The sequence below is a fragment of the Cupriavidus sp. H19C3 genome, assembly GCF_049393815.1.
In the GTDB taxonomy this organism is placed as follows: Bacteria; Pseudomonadota; Gammaproteobacteria; order Burkholderiales; family Burkholderiaceae; genus Cupriavidus.
This window is the reverse complement of sequence record NZ_CP184985.1, coordinates 2,337,020-2,353,621: the sequence shown is the minus strand read 5'-3', so window position 1 is coordinate 2,353,621 and position 16,602 is coordinate 2,337,020. Positions and strand designations below refer to the sequence as shown.

General features: G+C 65.7%; 15 protein-coding genes and 1 tRNA gene. 3 read left to right on the top strand and 13 right to left on the bottom strand.

Annotated elements, in window-relative coordinates; genetic code table 11:
• Positions 1-7 precede the first annotated feature (7 nt).
• The 6 genes from DFLDMN_RS10890 to DFLDMN_RS10865 form a co-directional block, all read right to left on the bottom strand.
• Positions 8-625 carry a 50S ribosomal protein L25/general stress protein Ctc gene (locus tag DFLDMN_RS10890; RefSeq protein ID WP_423194982.1) on the bottom strand — a complete coding sequence of 206 codons (618 nt, stop codon included), beginning with the start codon at positions 623-625 and terminating at the stop codon, positions 8-10.
• A gap of 154 nt (positions 626-779) precedes the next feature.
• Positions 780-1,733 (bottom strand): ribose-phosphate pyrophosphokinase, encoded by a 954-nt coding sequence (locus DFLDMN_RS10885; protein ID WP_423194981.1) that lies wholly within the window; start codon positions 1,731-1,733, stop codon positions 780-782.
• Positions 1,734-1,836: 103 nt separating this feature from the next.
• Positions 1,837-1,913 (bottom strand) — tRNA-Gln (locus DFLDMN_RS10880).
• An 86-nt stretch (positions 1,914-1,999) separates the two neighbouring features.
• Positions 2,000-2,878: a 4-(cytidine 5'-diphospho)-2-C-methyl-D-erythritol kinase gene (gene ispE, locus DFLDMN_RS10875; protein ID WP_423198380.1), complete on the bottom strand. Its 879-nt coding sequence runs from the start codon at positions 2,876-2,878 to the stop codon at positions 2,000-2,002.
• 78 nt (positions 2,879-2,956) lie between these two features.
• A complete protein-coding gene (gene lolB / locus DFLDMN_RS10870; protein WP_423194980.1) occupies positions 2,957-3,574 on the bottom strand; it encodes a lipoprotein insertase outer membrane protein LolB in 618 nt (205 codons plus the stop codon).
• 256 nt (positions 3,575-3,830) lie between these two features.
• On the bottom strand, positions 3,831-5,750 hold the full coding sequence (locus DFLDMN_RS10865) for a tetratricopeptide repeat protein (protein ID WP_423194979.1): 1,920 nt from the start codon (positions 5,748-5,750) through the stop codon (positions 3,831-3,833).
• Positions 5,751-6,012: 262 nt separating this feature from the next.
• Between DFLDMN_RS10865 and mutM the strand changes: the two genes are divergently transcribed.
• The 3 genes from mutM (at position 6,013) to mutY (ending at position 10,465) form a co-directional block, all read left to right on the top strand.
• Positions 6,013-6,909: a bifunctional DNA-formamidopyrimidine glycosylase/DNA-(apurinic or apyrimidinic site) lyase gene (mutM, locus tag DFLDMN_RS10860; RefSeq protein ID WP_423194978.1), complete on the top strand. Its 897-nt coding sequence runs from the start codon at positions 6,013-6,015 to the stop codon at positions 6,907-6,909.
• 325 nt (positions 6,910-7,234) lie between these two features.
• The gene (locus DFLDMN_RS10855; RefSeq protein ID WP_423194977.1) at positions 7,235-9,181 is read left to right on the top strand and encodes a dynamin family protein; all 1,947 of its coding nucleotides are present in this window, start codon (positions 7,235-7,237) and stop codon (positions 9,179-9,181) included.
• Between the two features lie 132 nt (positions 9,182-9,313).
• Positions 9,314-10,465, top strand: a complete 1,152-nt coding sequence (mutY, locus tag DFLDMN_RS10850) for an A/G-specific adenine glycosylase (RefSeq protein ID WP_423194976.1) — start codon at positions 9,314-9,316, stop codon at positions 10,463-10,465.
• Here mutY and DFLDMN_RS10845 read toward each other — a convergent pair.
• The 7 genes from DFLDMN_RS10845 to DFLDMN_RS10815 all read right to left on the bottom strand — a co-directional run bounded on the left by DFLDMN_RS10845 (position 10,462) and on the right by DFLDMN_RS10815 (position 16,565).
• Positions 10,462-11,109, bottom strand: coding sequence for an LON peptidase substrate-binding domain-containing protein (locus DFLDMN_RS10845; RefSeq protein WP_423194975.1), 648 nt, complete (start codon positions 11,107-11,109; stop codon positions 10,462-10,464). The two genes, mutY and DFLDMN_RS10845, sit on opposite strands and share 4 nt — an antisense overlap.
• A gap of 109 nt (positions 11,110-11,218) precedes the next feature.
• Positions 11,219-12,118, bottom strand: coding sequence for a RapZ family nucleotide-binding protein (gene rapZ / locus DFLDMN_RS10840; protein WP_423194974.1), 900 nt, complete (start codon positions 12,116-12,118; stop codon positions 11,219-11,221).
• Between the two features lie 141 nt (positions 12,119-12,259).
• Positions 12,260-12,595: a PsiF family protein gene (locus DFLDMN_RS10835; protein ID WP_423194973.1), complete on the bottom strand. Its 336-nt coding sequence runs from the start codon at positions 12,593-12,595 to the stop codon at positions 12,260-12,262.
• Between the two features lie 146 nt (positions 12,596-12,741).
• Positions 12,742-13,713, bottom strand: a complete 972-nt coding sequence (gene hprK, locus DFLDMN_RS10830) for an HPr kinase/phosphorylase (protein ID WP_423194972.1) — start codon at positions 13,711-13,713, stop codon at positions 12,742-12,744.
• A gap of 73 nt (positions 13,714-13,786) precedes the next feature.
• On the bottom strand, positions 13,787-14,242 hold the full coding sequence (locus DFLDMN_RS10825; protein ID WP_423194971.1) for a PTS sugar transporter subunit IIA: 456 nt from the start codon (positions 14,240-14,242) through the stop codon (positions 13,787-13,789).
• Positions 14,243-14,679: 437 nt separating this feature from the next.
• Positions 14,680-15,033 (bottom strand): HPF/RaiA family ribosome-associated protein, encoded by a 354-nt coding sequence (gene hpf, locus DFLDMN_RS10820; RefSeq protein WP_423194970.1) that lies wholly within the window; start codon positions 15,031-15,033, stop codon positions 14,680-14,682.
• 50 nt (positions 15,034-15,083) lie between these two features.
• Complete coding sequence (locus DFLDMN_RS10815; protein ID WP_423194969.1) at positions 15,084-16,565, bottom strand: RNA polymerase factor sigma-54; 1,482 nt, start codon at positions 16,563-16,565, stop codon at positions 15,084-15,086.
• Positions 16,566-16,602 lie beyond the last annotated feature (37 nt).

Here is a 16,602-nt window from a genome sequence, read left to right as displayed (position 1 = left end):
GTCAGGCTCAGGCAGCCGGCGTTTCGCCGCTGGCCTCGCCGCCTTCGGCGGCTTCCGACACGCCACCAGCCGGCAGCGAGATCGTGGCAACCGCGGGATTGTCGTCACCGTGGGTGATCACGGTCACGCCCTTCGGCAGCTTGATGTCCGACAGGTGAACGGTCTGGTTCAGTTCCACATTGCCCAGGTCCACTTCGATGAACTCCGGCAGGTCGCCCGGCAGGCACGACACTTCCAGGTCGTTCAGGATGTGGTTGATGATGCCGTGGCCCAGCTTCACGCCAGGAGCGGTTTCCTGGTTCATGAAGTGCAGGGGCACCTTCACGTGGATCTTGTCGGTGGCGGACACGCGCTGGAAGTCGACGTGCAGCACCAGCGGCTTGAACGGGTGCATCTGGAAGGCGCGCAGCAGCGCCTTTTCCGACTTGCCGGCCACTTCGAGGTCAAGGATCGACGAGTGGAACGCTTCCTTCTTCAGGGCGTGCCACAGCGCGTTGTGATCCAGCTCGATCATCTTCGGTTCGGCGGCGCCGCCGTAGATGATGCCGGGGGTCTTGCCGGCGTTGCGCAGGCGGCGGCTCGCACCCGTACCCTGTACGCTACGCTCGAAAGCGATGACTTTCATTGTTCAACTCCAAATGTCAATAAGGCTGCCCGCGACCAGGCAGCCTCGAAGGAGGCGACACGCTCAGGCGAAGGATTGCCGAGGCGCCGCCGGAAGCACATCGGGGACCAAACCGGTCCCCGATGCAATAAAACCAGTGAAGCCCGAAATTCTATCAGGAATCCGCAAACAGCGACATGATCGAGTCGCCCTTGATGATCCGCGTGAAGGTCTCGGCCAGCAGCGGTGCCGTCGAGACCTGACGGATCTTGCCGGATTGCAGCGCGTCGTCGCTGAGCGGAATGGTGTCGCACACCACCACTTCGTCGAGCGCCGAGGCGGCAATGCGCGCCGCGGCACCGCCCGATAGCACCGGGTGCGTACAGTACGCGAACACCTTCTGCGCGCCGCGCTCCTTCAGCACCTGTGCTGCCTTGCAGAGCGTGCCGCCAGTGTCGATCATGTCGTCCATGATCACGCAGTTGCGGCCGTCGACTTCACCGATGATGTTCATGACCTCGGCCACGTTGGCCTTGGGGCGACGCTTGTCGATAATGGCCAGGTCGCAGTTCAGCTGCTTGGCCAGCGCACGGGCGCGCACCACGCCGCCGACGTCCGGCGAGACCACGAGCAGATCGCCGTAGTTCTTCTCGCGCAGATCGCCCAGCAGGACCGGCGATGCGTAGATGTTGTCGACGGGAATATCGAAGAAGCCCTGGATCTGGTCGGCGTGCAGGTCCATCGTCAGCACGCGTTCGACGCCGGCAACCTCGAGCATGTTGGCCACGACCTTGGCCGAGATGGCCACGCGCGCCGAGCGCGGGCGGCGGTCCTGACGCGCATAGCCAAAGTAGGGCATGGCGGCGGTGATGCTGCGTGCCGACGCGCGCTTCAGCGCATCGACCATCACCATCAGTTCCATCAGGTTGTCGTTGGTCGGCGCGCAGGTGGACTGCAGCACGATGACATGCTTGCCGCGAACGTTTTCCTGGATTTCGACCTGGACTTCACCGTCGGAGAAACGACCCACCAGTGCCTTCCCCAGCGGAATGCCGAGGTGCTGTACGACAGCCTCCGCGAGTTTGGGGTTGGCATTGCCGGTAAATACCATCAAGCCTTCGCTGCTCATTCGGGGCACCTGTCTTGCTGCTGGGGGAGTTGTTGCTGCCGTCCGCCGGGGGCGGCGATCACGGTAGCTGAATTGCGGTCCATGGGGACACTATAGGAAGTAATGGCAGGGGAGGAAGGATTCGAACCCTCGAATGCCGGAATCAAAATCCGGTGCCTTAACCGACTTGGCGACTCCCCTACACAACCTTTGTCCGTCCGTCGTCACGCAATCTGCCACTGCCTTCATGCCACCGCGTCACGCCAGACGAAAACCTGGAAAACCTGCTATGCGAACGTTGCAAGCGGGTGATGCGACAGACTTCTCGCACACCTGCCATCCCACTCGGATGGCAACCGTTCCAACACCTGCTGCGCAGTCTGCTCGTCATCGAAGCGGGCAAACACGCAGGCACCGGATCCGGTCATCCTTGCATGCGGACTGTATTGTCGCAGCCATGCAAGGGCTCGGGCAACCTCGCCGAACTTCGCTGTTGCTACCGCTTCCAGATCGTTGCGACCGTAAGCGAATTTGTTTGTGCAAGCAGCGAAGTCCGCAATTATGGAGATAGGGGTATCCCTTGTCAAGCGCCCATCGGAAAAAATTGCTGCGGTCGGTACATGCTGGCGCGGGTGGATAACGACGAACCAGCTGTCGGGCAGATCGACCGCGGTGAGCTCCTCGCCCACGCCTTCCGCAAACGCATTCTGACCGAACACGAACACGGGTACATCGGCGCCGAGCGCGAGGCCGATTTTCATCAGCCGCGCACGTGGCAGGCGCAGGCCCCACAGATGGTTGAGCGCGAGCAGCGTGGTGGCGGCATCCGACGATCCGCCACCGATGCCGCCGCCCATCGGCAACCGCTTGTCCACCGCGATGTCCGCACCGAAGTGCGTGCCTGTGGCGGCCTGCAGCGCGCGCGCCGCACGCACCACGAGGTCGCTCTCGGCGGGGACGCCGGCGATGTCCGTGATCCGTGTCACCACGCCATCGTCGCGCCGCCGGAAATGCAGCGTGTCGCTCCAGTCGATCAGCTGGAACACGGTCTGCAGCGTGTGATAGCCGTCGGGGCGGCGACCGGTCACGTGCAGGAACAGGTTGAGCTTGGCCGGTGCCGCGCAATCGCGCAGCTCGGGCGGAGGTAAGGTACTGGCGTTCGTCATCGGGTGTTCGTCATCGGCCGCTGGGCAATGGACCGGTGTGACGCGGGTCGTGGTCATGGAGTTGCCGGGGTTGCCGCCTTACGGTCCGGACTGGGCCGGATCGATGACGAGGCGCACCGTCAGCGGCGTTTCACCGGTGTCGCGCGCCAGGTCCATGCGGCGTGGGCGCGCGGTCGCGACCGTCGCGCCTTTCGGGGGATCCTGCCAGTCGACGTAGCGCACGGTCCAGCCATTCTGCGCGAGCGTGTCGAGGCGGCCCTTGACGTCGCGCGTGGCGTTGGCCGGCGTGCCCGGTGTGGGGCGGCCGTGGATCCAGTCGCGCAGTCCCGCTACCGGCAGCGAGAAGCCGAGCGCCTGTTCCATCAGGCTGTCCACCTCGGGCGCGTTGCGCGGCGCCTCGTTGGGCAGGTCGAGCGTGGCACCCGATGGCGTGCTGGTGATCACGGCAAGGGTCTGGCCCAGCGGGGAAACCAGGTCGAGCCGCACATTGCGGCCCTGTTCTTCCCAGCGGAAGCTGCCCTGCACGCCTTCATTGCGCCCGTAGCGCACATAGTTGGCGGCAAAGCGGCCGGAGTAGTGTTCGGTGCGGGCGGTCTCGCCGGCGTCGAAGCCGCGGGTCGGGGTCACGCTCGCGCAGGCGGCGAGCCAGAGCGGGGCGGCCACGCACAGCAGGGCCAGGCGACGGGATCGGAGCATGTTCAGGTAATCAGGTAATCAGGTAATCAGGTTATCGGCGGTCGGTGGTCGGTGGGTCAGGTCGATGGTGCGACGACCATGGTGCGACGACAGTTTCAACGCAGCGACGGCGGAACGAGATCGAAGCGGGCGGAACGAACGTGGGACACGATACCCGATGCCCCAGACTCGTCAGGCGGCGACGGTGCGCATGGCACGCGGCGATCGCGCGATGCCCGCATCGCGGCGGGCGGGCATCGCGCGAATGGTACAGGCACTACTTCGACAGCAGCACGTTCTGGTTGTAGCGGCGCAGCGTATCGATCAGCGTCTGGTTCTCGGGCTCGACCTTGGCGGCCTCGGTCCACGTCTTGCGCGCTTCGTCGTGCTGGCCGAGCTGCCACAGCACCTCGCCCAGGTGCGCCCCGATTTCGGCCTCGGGGGCCTTGGCGTACGCGCTGCGCAGCAGATCCGCCGCCGGCTGGAGTTCACCCATGCGGTACTTGACCCAGCCCAGGCTATCCATGATGTATGGATCGTCGGGTCCGAGTTCGGACGCGCGCTCCAGCAGCTTGCGCGCTTCCGGCAGGCGCTCGTTGCGGTCCGCCAGCGAATAGCCCAGCGCGTTGTAGCCCTGCTTCTGGTCGGGCTGCATCGCGATGACCTTGCGCAGGCCCTGCTCCATGCTGTCGTAACGCTTCTCGCGCTCGTCGAGCATGGCCAGCTCGTAGATCCAGTCGGCGTTGTCGGGCTCGGCCTTGACGCGTTCGTCGAGCGCCTTGCGCGCGCGGTCGTAGGCCTTGCTCTCGATCAGCATCGAAATCTCGGCCTGCCGGATCGCGACGATGCGCTGCGCACGCTGCGCCGGATCGGCGATATCCTCGGCATCGGCGATCATCTCGCCGAATACCGCCTGCGCGTCGTCGAACTTGCCCATGCGGCCGAGCAACTGTGCGCGCTTGGCCTGCGCCGCCGGCGCCAGGCGACCATCGTCGATGCGGTCGAGCCACTGGATGGCGCCGTTGTAGTCCTTCTTCTCTTCCGCGATCTGCGCAAGGTACTGGAACGCAATGTCGGGGTTGGCCGCCGGCGCTTTCTCGGCCATCTGCAGGTACTCCTTCAGATAGCTTTCGGCTTCGTCGTAGTTGCGCGCCTGCAGGCTGGTCAGGCCCAGCGCGAGCGGCACGCGCGGATCGTTCGGCGCGATCTTGCGCAGCGCCTGGAACTGGTTGCGCGCCGCCTCCATGTCGTTCTGCTGCAGGTACAGCCGCGCCAGCGTGATATGGCCGTTGACGGACGCCGGCGACCTGGCGAGAAATTTCTTGAGCCCGCCGATCGCCTGCTCGGGCGCCTTCTCGGCGCGCATTTCCGCCGCCGCCAGTGCCGCCGCCTCGAAGTCCGGCTTCAGGCGCAGCGTCTCGTCGAGTTCGGCAAGGGCGCCGTCCGCGTCGCCGGCGGCTTCCTTGGCCCGCGCGAGCGCGAAATGCGTCTCCGGCAGCTTCATGTCGTTGGCGGTCAGGCGCTGCAGCACCGCCACCGCACCCGACGGATCGGTGGTGCGCGACAACTGCTGCTGGATCTGCAGGATCGCTTCGGGACGATGCGCCGACGGCGCCGCCGCGAGCTGCTGCACCAGCAGCGGCTCGGCTTCTTCCCAGCGGCCGTTGAGCACCAGCAGCGTGGACAGGACCTGCCGCGCGGCCGGTGACTTCGGCGCGAGCTCGACCCATAAGCGCGCGCCGTCGAGCGCCTGCTGCGAGATGCGCGCGTTGAAGGCGATTTCCGTCGCGCGCTGCGCCATGCGCGGGTCGCGCGTCGAGCGCGCCAGTTCGAGGTAGGCGCGATAGGCCGTGCCGACCAGTCCGCGCTGCAGCGCGATTTCCGCCGCCAGCACGCGATACATGATGTCCGGCGTCAGCGTGAGATTGGGCAGCGGCGTGCGCGACGCCCGCCTGGCGGCGCTCGCCGAGGGCGCGATATCGATCGCGCCGGTCGCCCCGACCGCGTCGCCCGCGCTGTCGTCGGCCTGCGAGAGCATCGGCGGCGCGCTGCGGGCAAGCGCCGGCGGCGCACCGTGGGCCAGCGTGGCAAACGCGAGGCAGGCCGCCGCGCCGAGCGCACGCGCATGATGGCGAATGGGGCGAACGGCCGCACGCGGGCCGCCGGCAACCTTGGCGACGGGGACAGATTGGATCATTGGGGAATGTTCCGGGCGCATGGCCTGTGGGGACGAACGGAAGTCCGGCATGTATTTCGAAGCTCCGGCGCGCGCGGCGTCAGGAATGGATGAGAGGCATTGTAGCCTGCCGCTACAATGCCCTGCTTGCCTGGACCCCGGTGCCCGCCCGAGTTGCGTCTGAGAGCGCTCATAATGGCGTGGCGCCGGTGTCCGAGCCTGCGTTTTGGAGCGGCAAAGCGGGCAAGAGGTTCTGTCGAAGCAATCTGGAGGTGGGCGGACAATGCCTGAATTGCCGGAAGTGGAAGTCACGCGACGCGGCTTGCTGCCGCACGTGGTTGGCAGGCGCATCGTCGACGTGACGGTGCGGCATCGGGGTCTGCGCTGGCCGGTGGACCCGGCGCTGGAGTCGCTGCTCGCGGGGCGGGTGGTGGCGCGCATCGAGCGGCGCGGCAAGTACCTGCTGCTGGAGTGCCTGGCGGCGCCCGAGGGGCAGGGCGGGGCGGACCCGCGCGAGCCGGGCTGGCTGCTGGTTCACCTGGGCATGACCGGCACGCTGCGCGTCTTGCCGCAGTCGCCGCAGCCCGCACCGGCACCGGGTCCGCACGACCACCTCGACCTGGTGCTTGCCGCCGCGCCGGACGCCCCGGCAGGCAACGTGGTTCTGCGCTTCCGCGATCCGCGCCGTTTTGGTGCCATCCTCTGGAGCCCGCTGCCCGAGTCGGACCTGCCAGGCCATCCGCTCCTGCGCGGCCTCGGCATCGAGCCGTTCGACGACCTGTTCGATGGCGGCTGGCTGCATCGCCACACGCGCGGACGTACGGCCGCGATCAAGACCGTGCTGCTGGCCGGCGATATCGTGGTCGGTGTGGGCAATATCTATGCATCGGAGAGTCTGTTTCGCGCCGGCATTCGGCCTACCACGCCGGCCGGCCGCATCAGCCGCGAACGCTACGACCGCCTGGCGGTGGCGATCCGCGAGACACTGTCCGAAGCCATCGCGCGCGGCGGCAGCACGCTGCGCGACTTCGTCGGCAGCGACGGCAACACCGGCTACTTCCAGCTCGACTGCCTGGTCTATGACCGCACCGGCGAGCCGTGCCGGGCCTGCGGTACCCCCATCCGCCAGATCGTCCAGGGCCAGCGCTCGACCTTCTTCTGTCCCCACTGCCAACGCTGAGTCCGGCGCGCTTCGGGCCGCCCGTCCGGCCCGGCTTCGTGACGCGAAGATTGCTGTCACAAACGGGCCGATGGGTCGGCGCAACACTCGCACAACGGGAATACAACAAGGGGCGTGAATTCCACAAAATCGGCCCGGAAACATGTATCGTGTGCGCAGATAAAAAAAGTTACAAAAAAGCGTCGAATCCGCCTTTTGAGGGGGATTCCGGCGCGAGGCGCCTGCCTCGGGTCCGCAGGGTCAACGGGCCACCCGAAGTCGGCGTCGTTTGAGCGCGCAGTGCCATAACACCTAGCCAAAACAGCGAACGCAGCCGAACACTCCGATGACAAGCCTTGCCCATCAATTCGAACAATATGGCGCCTGGAGAACCGGGGTCCTCCAGTCCCTCGCGGAATTCCAGTCGTGGTTGCAGCAGTTCGACCTGTACGACGCCACCGCGGACGATCGCGTGCAACGCATCCAGAACGTCCTCAAGAGCGACCGGCTCAAGGTCGCCTTCATTGCGGAGTTCTCGCGCGGCAAGAGCGAGCTGATCAACGCCATCTTCTTTGCCGACTACGGCCGCCGCATCCTGCCGTCGTCGGCCGGCCGGACCACGATGTGTCCGACCGAACTGCGCTACGACGAGAACGAGCAGCCCTGCATCCGCCTGCTGCCGATCGAAACGCGCCTGCAGGAGGCGTCCACCGCCGACTTCATGGAGCCTGGTGCCGCCGGCTCGCACTGGACCACGGTACCGCTCGACCCGTCCTCGCCCGACGGCATGCTGGCCGCATTCCAGCACGTGGTGGAAACCACGCGCGTGGCACCGGCCGTGGCGGAGTCGCTCGGCCTCTATCACGAGAACGATCCCGATGCCGCGTGGTCGGTCGATGCCGACGGCATGGTCGAGATCTCGCGCTGGCGCCATGCGGTGATCAACTTCCCGCATCCGTTGCTGCGCCAGGGCCTGGTCATTCTCGATACGCCGGGCCTCAACGCGATCGGTACCGAGCCGGAACTGACGCTGCGCCTGATCCCCGATGCCCACGTAGTGGTGTTTGTGCTGGCCGCCGACGCCGGCGTGACCAAGAGCGATCTCGAACTGTGGCGCAGCCATGTGGGCGCCGGCCATCGCCGCGGCTGCCTTGCCGTGCTCAACAAGATCGACGGCCTGTGGGATCCGCTCAAGTCGTCACCGGAAATCGCACTCGAGATCTCGCGCCAGGTCCGCACCACGGCGCAGGTGCTTGGCATCGAGGAACGCCGCGTCTATCCGGTCTCCGCGCAGAAGGGGCTGGTGGCCAAGGTCACGCATGACCAGCCACTGCTGGTGCGCAGCAACCTGCCGCAGTTCGAGCACGTGCTGTCCGACCAGCTGATTCCTCAGCGGCGCGATATCGTCGCCGACCAGGTGCAACGGCTGGTGCAGGACATGTCGCGCGGAGCCCAGCAACTGCTGCAGAGCCGCCGCCGCGATATCGTCGAGCAGCTGTTCGAGCTGCGCGGGCTGCGCGGCAAGAACCACGCGATGGTCAAGCACATGCTGCTGCGCGTGCAGGGCGAGAAGGAAGAGTTCGAGCAAAGCATCGCCAAGTTCCAGGCGCTGCGTCTGGTCTTTGGTCGCCACAGCGCGGACATCATCAAGAGCCTGCAGTTACGCGACGTGCGCCGCACCATGCGCGACGCGCGCGAGCAGATGAAGGAACGGTTCTTCTCGCGCGGCCTGCGCGAGGACATGGAAGCCCTGTTCGGCCAGCTGACCGGTCTGATCAAGGACGCCGACCAGAAGATCGCCGGCCTTCACCAGCTGGTGGACAGCATGTATCGCCGCTTCAACGCCGAGCACGGCTTTACGCTGCCCGCGCCGATCCAGTTCGTGACGTCGCGCTATGCGATGGACCTGCAGGAGACGCTGCAGCTGGTCAACAATCACTTCGGCACCGTCAACATGCTGACGCGCTCGCGTCCGCAACTCGTGCAGAACGCATTTGCCACCATGGCCAGCCGCGTGCTCGAGAATTTCCGCGACCTCAACCGCGATATCGAGATCTGGCTGAAGTCGGTCATGACGCCGCTCGAGGCGCAGGTGCGCGAGCACCAGAAGCAGCTTCGCCGTCGCGTCGATTCGATCGAGCGCATCCACGAAGCCACCGACACGCTCGAGAGCCGCATCTCGCAGCTCGAGGAAGTGCTCAACGGCCTGGACGAACGTAGCGGCAAGATCGAGACCTACGCCAAGGCGATCGTCGAGACCCCGGCCGAGGTGGCGGGCGCGCGCGCGGCCTGAGCGGCGCTCGCGGTATCATGTGGCGCCGCCCTGGTCGCGGCGCTTTTTCGTTTCCGTCCTCGCATGCCCCGCAAGTCCGCTGCCGATTCGTCGACTCCCTTAGCTTCCTCAGACCCGGCTGCGCGGCCCCCCATGTCAGCCCGGTCCGTCACGTCTGCCATCTCCGCTCCCGCCGATTTCGGCATGCGCGTGGTGAACTGGCAGCGTACGCATGGCCGGCACGACCTGCCATGGCAGAACACGCGCGATCCGTACCGGATCTGGCTGTCCGAGATCATGCTGCAGCAGACGCAGGTCGCGGCTGTCATCGACTACTTCCAGCGCTTTGTCGCGCAACTGCCGACCGTGGCCGCGCTGGCCGCGGCACCGGCCGACGAGGTCATGGCGCTGTGGGCCGGGCTTGGCTACTACTCGCGGGCACGCAACCTGCACCGCTGCGCCAAGACGGTGATGAGCGAGCATGGCGGGGTGTTTCCGACCGACCCCGCGGTGCTCGTGACGCTGCCCGGCATCGGCCGCTCCACCGCGGCGGCGATTGCGGCGTTCAGCGCGGGTGTGCGATCGCCGATTCTCGACGGCAACGTCAAGCGCGTATTCGCGCGCTTCTTCGGCATCCGCGGCTATCCCGGCGAACGTGCCATCGAGCAGCGCATGTGGCAACTGGCCGAACAGGCGTTGCCACCGGCGGGCGCCCGCCAGGCCGAAGACGTGGCGGCCGATATGGTGTCCTACACGCAGGGGTTAATGGATCTGGGCGCAACGGTGTGTTCGCGCGGCCGGCCGCTGTGCCTCGCCGAGGCGGCAGCGTGCCCGCTTGCGTCCGATTGTGTGGCCCGCCGCGATGGCCTGACCGCGGTCCTGCCGACGCCCAAGCCGCGCGCCGCGATTCCCGAGCGCAGCACCGTGATGCTCGTGGTCCGGCATGGTCGCGAGGTACTGCTCGGCCTGCGGCCCGATAGCGGCATCTGGGGCGGCCTGTGGAGCCTGCCCGAGATCGCGGTGGACGGCGTGCCGTTCGATGCCGAAGCGGCGGAGGCCGCCGCGCTCGATCACGCGCGTGCCTTCGGCCGCCCCGCGCGGGCCGTGCTTGCCGGCGAGCTCACACATGTGTTCACGCATTTCCGCCTGCTGATCCGTGCCATTCGCGTCGATCTCGATGCGGTCGGGCCCGGCGGCGATGCGCGCACGCTGCGCTGGCTTTCGCTCGACGATCTCGATGCGCTGGGGACGCCGGCGCCGGTGCGGCGCCTGCTGGAAGATCAGGCCCGGGTGAGGCTGTTCTAGACGATATGGTGCTGCCGCATGTAGCGGTGCACGATCTCGATGCGCATGCCCGCGTCGGGCAACTCCATCAGCATCTGCTTGGCCTTGAGCGGTACCGGTAGCAACTCGCACAGGCGATTGGCCACCCAGGTCGGGTCATCCCACAGATAAGGTTCCGCGAGCGGCAGGTTGTCGGGCGATTCGGCGTGGATCGCCGTGACGATCCGGCGCAGCGCCTGCAGGCACTCGCCGAGCAGCTCCAGCTTGCAGTCGATGATGTCGTCGGGCAGCAGTTCCGCGCGGGCCACCAGCAGGCCGTCGTCGCGCGTCTCGTGCGACAGGACGCGAAAGCGCTGGCGGCCGTGCGTCTCGATCAGCAGCACGCCCAGCTGTTCCATATTGCAGTCGACAATCTCGGCCAGGCAGCCGACCGACTCGGGCACGGTAGGCTCGTCGGGGCGCGATACTTCCTCGCCGCTGCGAATCAGGCAAACGCCGAACGGGCTGCCATCGCGCAGGCAGTTGCGCACCATGTCCACGTAGCGCTTTTCAAAGACGCGCAGCGGCAGGCGGCCACCGGGAAACAGCACCGTATGGAGGGGAAACAGCGGCAGCACATCCAGTGTGGCGCGTGCCGGTTCGATATCGGTGGGTGTCGTGGACATGGAGCGGGTACCGGAGAACAGGGTACGCGCAACCAGGTGGCGGTGCGGTACCGGCGTACTAGTACTGCTGATTACCAGCAACTCACGACCGCGATCATGTCCCTGCAGGTCAGCTCGCCGGCCCAAGCTCGCGGTGTCTGACCAGCACATTACCATGTGCCCGGAAATAGTTGGCAAGTCTTTCGGCGATGAATACCGAGCGATGCTGTCCGCCCGTGCAGCCGATAGCCACCGTCAGATAGCTGCGGTTATCGGCGATGAAACTCGGCAGCCACTTTTCCACATAGGCACGGATATCCTCGGCCATGGCGAGCACGACCGGCTGGCTCTGCAGGAAATCGACCACGGGCGCGTCGCGGCCCGTGAGCGGGCGCAGCGCGAGGTCGTAGTACGGGTTGGGCAGCGAGCGGACATCGAAGACGAGGTCGGCATCGCTCGGCACGCCATGCTTGAAGCCGAACGACTCGAACAGCAGCGTCAGTTGCTGGCCGCGATGGTCGCGAATGAGTTCCTTGATCCAGCTGCGCAGCGTATTGGTCCGCACGTTGCTGGTGTCGATGCGATGCGCCGATTCCGCCAGCGGACTCAGCAGCTCGCGCTCCATCTCGATCGCCTCGATCAGCGAACGGTCGTCATACGCGGGCTCCGCGCCGGGCTGCGCCTCCAGCAGTGGCGTCGCCTCGGTGCGCACCGACAGCGGATGGCGGCGGCGCGTCTCGGAATAGCGCTGGACCAGCGCGTCGGTATTGGCGGTGAGGAACAGCACCTGGACCTGATGATCGGCGGCCAGGCTGCGCACGGTGTCGGGGAGCCGCGCCAGCGACTCGCGGCTGCGGATATCAGTGGCCACGCCGAGGTGCGTATAGCCCTGGGCGGAGAGATAGGCGGCCAGGTCGGGAATGAACTGCGCGGGGAGGTTGTCGACGCAGTAGTAACCCGCGTCTTCGAGCACGTTCAGGGCGACGGACTTGCCGGAGCCGGAAATTCCGGTGATGAGAATGATACGCATGGCACCCGACAGCATAGCACCGGGTGATGGCGGCGTCATGACACGTTGCGGGCGGCGCCCGCCCCGACCTCGGGCGGGCGTGCCCGCGCGCCGCCACGATGACAGCAGGCGGGCGGGCTCGGGTTGCCGCCAGCCCCGGCCTCAGGCCGGCTTGGACAGGCAGTCGCTCATGAACTTCTTGTAGTCGTCGCCTTTCTTGCCCTTGCCCTGCTTGCTGCAGGCCGCCATCTTTTCCTGCTGCGTCTTCGGCTCGGCGGCCGCGGCAGGCTTGCCGGAGAGGCACTCGCTCATGAACTTCTTGCGCTCGTCGCCCTTCTTGCCGGCAGCCTGCGTGTTGCAGGCCTTCATCTTGTCCTGCTGGCTGTTGGCGGGCTTGTCGCTCGCCTTCTCGGCACCGGGGGCCGAGGCGCCCTGGGCAAATGCGCCTGTGGCGATCAACGGGGTAACCAGCACGCACATCGCGATCAGTTTTTTCATGCTTCTCTCTCCTGGCTGTGGAACCACACGAAACACGGGCCTTGGCGCCCATTACCGCCGAGAACGGCACGCGGCGGCAATGCGTTGACGCGGACGGGGACTGCCCTTGTAAGCAATTGAAAACGGTCGCGGGGCGTCGGCGGGGTTCAGAGCAGGCGCCCCTGGCCGCGCGAGACTACGTCCGCCTGCATGGCGGCGCGCTGGCGATCCATGAAATCGCGCAACGTATCGATGCCGCGCAGGCGCAGGATGGTGTTGCGCACGGCGGCTTCCACCAGCACGGCGAGGTTGCGGCCGGCCGCCACCTGGATCTTGACCATGTGGATGGGCAGGCCGAGCACGTCGAGGTATTGCGAATCGAGCGGCAGCCGCTCGAATTCGCCATCGTTGCGGCGCACCAGCTGTACCACGAGCTTGAGTTTCATCTTCCGGCGCACCGCTGTTTCACCGAAGATGGTCTTGATATCGAGCAGGCCGAGGCCCCGCACTTCCAGCAGGTTTTGCAGCAGCGGCGGGCAGCGGCCCTCGATAAAGTCAGGACCCAGCCGTACGAAGTCCACCGCATCGTCGGCCACCAGGCCATGGCCGCGTGAAATCAGTTCGAGGCCGAGCTCGCTCTTGCCCAGGCCGGACTCGCCCATGATCAGCACGCCCATGCCGAGGATGTCGAGAAACACACCGTGCATGGTCACGCGCGGCGCCGAGATGCGCGACAGATACAGGCGCAGGTGGTCGATGACCGCCGCCGACGACACCGGCGTGGTGAACAACGGCGTGGACGAGCGCGTGCAGCGCAACTCGAGGTCGGGCGGAGGCTCCATGCCATCGGCCACCACCAGGAACGGCGGCTCCAACAGGATCAGTTCGCCCATCTGGCGTTTGCGCGGCTCGTCGTCGAGGCGCTGGTAATACATGATCTCGGGCTTGCCGAGCACCTGGATCCGGTTCGGGTGGATCAGGTTCAAATGGCCCACGAGGTCCGCCGCGGAAGTGGCTTCGCGCGCGAATTCGACGTCGAACGCGCGGTCGGCGCCTTCCAGGCCGGCGACCCACGAGAGTTTGATGTCGGCTGCGTTATCGTCGAAGATCGACTGCGAGGTGACGCCGGTGAGTTCCATGCGCTTGCGATGTGGGGGACTGGTCAGACTTGCCGGTGGCCGGGGCCTTGCCGGCGGCTTGCGGGTGCTTGGGTTACGGGTGCCACTCCGTCAGCAGATGATGCACGGCCTCGGGTGTCGGCAACGTGGCGAGGCCCTCGCGCATTTCGCGGTCCGACAGCAGTTGCGCGATTTCCGACAGGATTTCCAGATGCTGCTGCGTCGCCTGCTCGGGCACCAGCAGAAAAATCAGCAGCGAGACGGGCTTGCCGTCGGGCGATTCAAACGGGATCGGCTCGGCCAGTCGCATAAAGCCCGCCAGCGGCTGCTTGAGACCCTTGATGCGGCCATGCGGAATGGCCACGCCGGCGCCGAGACCGGTGGAACCGAGCGACTCGCGCGCAAACAGGTTGTCGGTGACGGTTGCCCGCGCCACCCCATGATTGTTCTCGAACAGCAGCCCGGCTTGCTCGAACACGCGCTTCTTGCTGGTGACGCTGACGTCGAGGGATATGTTGCCGGGTGGCAGCAATTTGGCCAAACGATTCATGGGCGATGCGCGGATAGATGCAAAGAATGCCAGGACGGTGGGGCGGGGCCGGAACGCTGGGCCGCTGCCCGCAGGCGTGTGACAGATCGGTTGTACTGGTTCTACGAAATCCAGGGGACACCCGCATTGGAGCGTCCGGCCATTATAGAGCAGCGCCGCCTGGCGCTTGTGCACCGCAATGAGACGCGGCGCGGCGCGCCCCGATCCTGATGGCCCCATCATGAGCCGTCAGCGGTGCGCATGTCTCCTACGCGTGATGTATGGCGCAGCATACACCGTGACGACCGTGTTGCGAAAGTCCGTGGTCGCCCTGCCACGCCCGGCCCGGCTTGCCCGCTTCCGCAGCGCGCGGCCATCAAAAAAGCCGCGCTTCCGGCGCGGCTTTATCCACTTCTTTTCAACCCCGGGCGACCGGTTGCCGGTCGCCTTCAATGGCTTTATTGCTGCTGCATCTGCGATGCCGCCATCTGGTACTTGAGGGCTTCGCGGTCGTGACCTTGCACGCGGTCCTTGTAACGGATCACCTGGCGGTCGAGCTTGTCGACCAGACAGTCGATCGCCGCGTAGAGGTCTTCATGATGCGCTTCGACAAAGATGTCCTTGCCCTTCAGATGCAGATTGATTTCCGCATACTGCCGGCGTTCCTTTTCCTTATGGTTGTCCACCGATAGCAGCACGCTTACGCCAATGACCTGATCGAAATGCCTGACGATACGCTCCAGTTTCGTTTCCACGTACTCACGCAGAGGCGGCGTGATGTCCAGGTGGTGTCCACTGATCTTGAAGTTCATAGCGCTTCTCCTTCTGAAAGAGCTGCACCAAGGCAGGTGACGCAGCTCGGCTACAAAGACTTGCGGAGATTCACTGCTGGGATCTTGAGGGCTTCCCGGTATTTGGCGACGGTACGACGCGCGACAACGAAGCCCTGCTCGCCCAACAGTTCGGCGATGCGGCTGTCGGAAAGGGGATTCTTGGGGTCTTCGGCTCCTATCAGTTGCTTGATCAGCGCGCGGATTGCCGTGGATGAGGCGGCGCCACCGGTTTCGGTGGACACATGGCTTCCAAAGAAGTACTTCAGTTCGAAGGTCCCCATTGGCGTGGCCATATATTTGTTGGTGGTCACACGGGAAATGGTGGACTCATGTAAACCGAGTGTATCGGCTATCTCCCTCAAAACCAAGGGGCGCATCGCGATTTCCCCGTGGGTGAAGAAGTTCTTCTGCCGCTCCACGATGGCCTGCGCCACGCGCAGGATCGTGTCGAAGCGCTGCTGGATGTTCTTGATGAGCCACCGCGCTTCCTGCAGCTTTTGCTGCAGGCCGGCGGTGCCCGATTCGCCCTTGGCGCCGCGCAGGATCTGCGCGTACATATCGTTGATGCGTAACCGGGGCATCACATCGGGATTGAGCTGCGCGATCCAGCCGGTACCGCTCTTACGCACGAAGACGTCCGGCACCACGAAGTCGGCTTCGGGCCGGCTGTAGGCGTGGCCGGGGTAGGGTGCCAGCGAGCGGATCAGTTCGTGCGCCGCCTTCAGGGCTGCCTCGTCGACCTGCAGCGCCTTCTTCAGGCGCGTGTAGTCGCGTACGGCCAGCAGCTCCAGATGGTGGTTGACGATGGTCAGCGCCAGCTCGCGTTGCGGATGCTGGAGCCGGCGCAATTGCAGCGTGAGGCATTCGGCGGCATTGCGCGCGCCCACGCCGGGCGGGTCGAAGCTCTGCAGCAGCGTGAGCATCGCCTGGACTTCCTCGATTTCGAATTCGAGCTCTTCCGGCAGTTCCGTGCAGATTTCCTCGAGCGAGGCGCTCAGGTAGCCGTCGTCGTCGAGCGATTCGATCAGAAAGACCGCCAGGCCCTTGTCGCGCACCGAGATCTTGAGCGGCGTCAGCTGCTCCATCAGGTACTCACGCAGCGTCGGCTCGGCGTCGCGCAGCTGCATCGGCGTCTTTTCGTCTTCGTCGCCCTGCGGACGGCGCGCAAAGTCGTCGAGACTCCAGTCGTTGCCGTAATCCTCGCCGCCGCTATCGCCAAAACCCTCGTCGTCGCCGGACGCGGCGCCTTCGGCGCGATCCTCGCCGCTGCCTTGCGGCTCGGCGGGCGTCGGGGCCGGCGCGCTCTGCACATTGACGGAGCCATCGGCGGCCACGCGCAGCGGGCTCTCGATCCAGTCGTTTTCGCGTTCGAGCAGCGGATTTTCGGTCAGGGCCTGTTCGACTTCCTGTTGCAGTTCCAGCGTGGAAAGCTGCAGCAGCCGGATCGACTGCTGCAGTTGGGGAGTCAAGGCAAGGTGCTGAGAGAGACGAAGCTGAAGCGACGGTTTCATGCGACCTATTCTATGCGCATCTCTCCGTCGATGGAAC

Excerpts from the sequence above, each read along its gene's own strand:
- DFLDMN_RS10890 (WP_423194982.1), bottom strand. The coding sequence starts at position 625 with ATGAAAGTCATCGCTTTCGAGCGTAGCGTACAGGGTACGGGTGCGAGC.
- DFLDMN_RS10885 (WP_423194981.1), bottom strand. The coding sequence starts at position 1,733 with ATGAGCAGCGAAGGCTTGATGGTATTTACCGGCAATGCCAACCCCAAA.
- ispE (WP_423198380.1), bottom strand. The coding sequence starts at position 2,878 with ATGACGAACGCCAGTACCTTACCTCCGCCCGAGCTGCGCGATTGCGCG.
- lolB (WP_423194980.1), bottom strand. The coding sequence starts at position 3,574 with ATGCTCCGATCCCGTCGCCTGGCCCTGCTGTGCGTGGCCGCCCCGCTC.
- DFLDMN_RS10865 (WP_423194979.1), bottom strand. The coding sequence starts at position 5,750 with ATGATCCAATCTGTCCCCGTCGCCAAGGTTGCCGGCGGCCCGCGTGCG.
- mutM (WP_423194978.1), top strand. The coding sequence starts at position 6,013 with ATGCCTGAATTGCCGGAAGTGGAAGTCACGCGACGCGGCTTGCTGCCG.
- DFLDMN_RS10855 (WP_423194977.1), top strand. The coding sequence starts at position 7,235 with ATGACAAGCCTTGCCCATCAATTCGAACAATATGGCGCCTGGAGAACC.
- mutY (WP_423194976.1), top strand. The coding sequence starts at position 9,314 with ATGTCAGCCCGGTCCGTCACGTCTGCCATCTCCGCTCCCGCCGATTTC.
- DFLDMN_RS10845 (WP_423194975.1), bottom strand. The coding sequence starts at position 11,109 with ATGTCCACGACACCCACCGATATCGAACCGGCACGCGCCACACTGGAT.
- rapZ (WP_423194974.1), bottom strand. The coding sequence starts at position 12,118 with ATGCGTATCATTCTCATCACCGGAATTTCCGGCTCCGGCAAGTCCGTC.
- DFLDMN_RS10835 (WP_423194973.1), bottom strand. The coding sequence starts at position 12,595 with ATGAAAAAACTGATCGCGATGTGCGTGCTGGTTACCCCGTTGATCGCC.
- hprK (WP_423194972.1), bottom strand. The coding sequence starts at position 13,713 with ATGGAACTCACCGGCGTCACCTCGCAGTCGATCTTCGACGATAACGCA.
- DFLDMN_RS10825 (WP_423194971.1), bottom strand. The coding sequence starts at position 14,242 with ATGAATCGTTTGGCCAAATTGCTGCCACCCGGCAACATATCCCTCGAC.
- hpf (WP_423194970.1), bottom strand. The coding sequence starts at position 15,033 with ATGAACTTCAAGATCAGTGGACACCACCTGGACATCACGCCGCCTCTG.
- DFLDMN_RS10815 (WP_423194969.1), bottom strand. The coding sequence starts at position 16,565 with ATGAAACCGTCGCTTCAGCTTCGTCTCTCTCAGCACCTTGCCTTGACT.